Origin of the sequence: Plesiomonas sp. (assembly GCF_051650925.1) — a bacterium.
Classification (GTDB): domain Bacteria; phylum Pseudomonadota; class Gammaproteobacteria; order Enterobacterales; family CAMTGL01; genus Plesiomonas.
Genome location: NZ_JBOFRH010000148.1, coordinates 1 through 1,652, shown reverse-complemented (window position 1 = coordinate 1,652; position 1,652 = coordinate 1). Strand labels below are relative to the sequence as shown.

3 protein-coding genes are annotated in these 1,652 nt (G+C 49.6%); 1 reads left to right on the top strand and 2 read right to left on the bottom strand.

Features of this window, described 5'->3' with window-relative positions:
- Together ACRC27_RS03325 and trxC are read right to left on the bottom strand one after the other, a co-directional pair.
- A partial coding sequence (locus tag ACRC27_RS03325) for a tRNA-uridine aminocarboxypropyltransferase (protein ID WP_438639187.1) occupies positions 1–506 on the bottom strand: 506 nt, incomplete at its 3' end.
- Between the two features lie 33 nt (positions 507–539).
- A complete protein-coding gene (gene trxC, locus ACRC27_RS03320; protein ID WP_438631495.1) occupies positions 540–965 on the bottom strand; it encodes a thioredoxin TrxC in 426 nt (141 codons plus the stop codon).
- 237 nt (positions 966–1,202) lie between these two features.
- On the opposite strand from trxC, the gene ACRC27_RS03315 reads away from it, so the two are divergent.
- A complete protein-coding gene (locus ACRC27_RS03315; RefSeq protein ID WP_438639186.1) occupies positions 1,203–1,640 on the top strand; it encodes a hypothetical protein in 438 nt (145 codons plus the stop codon).
- Positions 1,641–1,652: the final 12 nt, after the last annotated feature.

Genomic DNA, 1,652 nt, shown 5'->3' with positions numbered 1-1,652 from the left:
AGCATAATAAACAGCGGTTTAGTGGCAAAAGGGCGCAGAGTTACTGCTGGATTTGGCGGTGTAAGCGGGTTAGGTGTTGATGTCAGCAGATCATGCACCACACGCTCGGGCGCGGCATAGCTCTCTGGAAAGATGATATACGGTTGCAGTGTTGGGTCTTGCAGCAGCGCCAACAGTGCCGGATTAGTGTCGGTACGTGACCACAAAAAGGCTTGCGTATCGGGCAAAATGTCGGCAATTAAACGGCCGGTGTTGCTCGGTTTTAGCGGCTCAGTATCATACATCACCAGACAAAACTGGCTGTTTGCTGATACTGGTTGAATATGCGCGCATAAACAGTGTGATACAGCCAATAAACAGCGCTGGCAACGAACAACGCGGCATCCCCTTGCTAGAAATGGCCGCGTTGAGTGTGCTAAACGTGCTTCACGCAGAGTAAGAACAGCATTCGGTAACATAAGTAACCCAGATAAAAAAGCATGGGTTATTGTAGACCGTTCCGTTATTACCGCAAATGCAGCACCTTAATGGGGATTGCGTTATTTTTGCAGGGCTTGATCCAACCATGCATTAAACTGTGCTTTTGGCAGCGCACCACTAAGCATATCAACCATTTTACCCTGCTTAAAAACCATTAATGTAGGGATACTGCGAATACGAAAACGCGCACTCAGTTGCGGGGAACTTTCAGTATCCACTTTAATGAAACGTACTGATGTTGCCCGCTCTTTGGCGACATCACTAAAAATAGGGGCAAAATTTTGGCATGGCCCACACCATGGAGCCCAAAAATCGACCACGACCGGAACATCATCACTAATCAGTGCATCAAAGGTAGTTTCACTGGCATTAATGACTGCACCATCAAACAGTTCATGATTACAGCGGCCACATTTAGCGCCATCATTCAAACGCTCTTCAGGTACGCGATTTTTAGCCTGACAGGCCGGACAGACAGTATTCATGATTCCCTCATTAAAACGGTGTAAACCGCGCGCAATATGCGTGGTTATCTGCCTGTTACTGTAAGAAAGCGCAGCGCAAAAGACTAAATGATTTTACCTATGAATATGATAGAGAATAACGTGGATAGATAACCTCTTTTACTGTGATCGGTGCTACACTGCGCCGAATAATTTGTTGCTTGCTGCCAAAGGGAAGGGCCGGTAAGCTGCGCGCCCTCATTTTTTGGAGAAGCACTGATGACTGACGATCGCAAACCGCGTTCAAACCCAAATGATTCTGGTTACGAAAACCCGTACGGTAACCGTGGATCGCAAACTGATAAACCTCGCTTTGAACGTGATGGCGAGCGTAAGCCACGTTTTAATGATGATCGCCGTAATGATCGTCCGCGCAATGACGGTGATCGTAAGCCGTATGCTGACCGCAAGCCATACGCTGGTGACAAACCACGCTTTGAGCGCGACGGCGACCGCAAGCCATACGCCGGTGACAAACCACGCTTTGAGCGCGACGGCGACCGCAAGCCATATGCTGGTGACAAACCACGCTTTGAGCGTGACGGTGACCGCAAGCCATACGCCGGTGACAAACCACGCTTTGAGCGCGACGGCGACCGCAAGCCATACGCCGGTGACAAACCACGCTTTGAGCGCGACGGTGACCGCAAGCCATAAGCCGGTGACAAA

Bases quoted from the DNA above. Each gene is read 5' to 3' on its own strand.
- trxC (WP_438631495.1), bottom strand. From the start codon at position 965: ATGAATACTGTCTGTCCGGCCTGTCAGGCTAAAAATCGCGTACCTGAA.
- ACRC27_RS03315 (WP_438639186.1), top strand. From the start codon at position 1,203: ATGACTGACGATCGCAAACCGCGTTCAAACCCAAATGATTCTGGTTAC.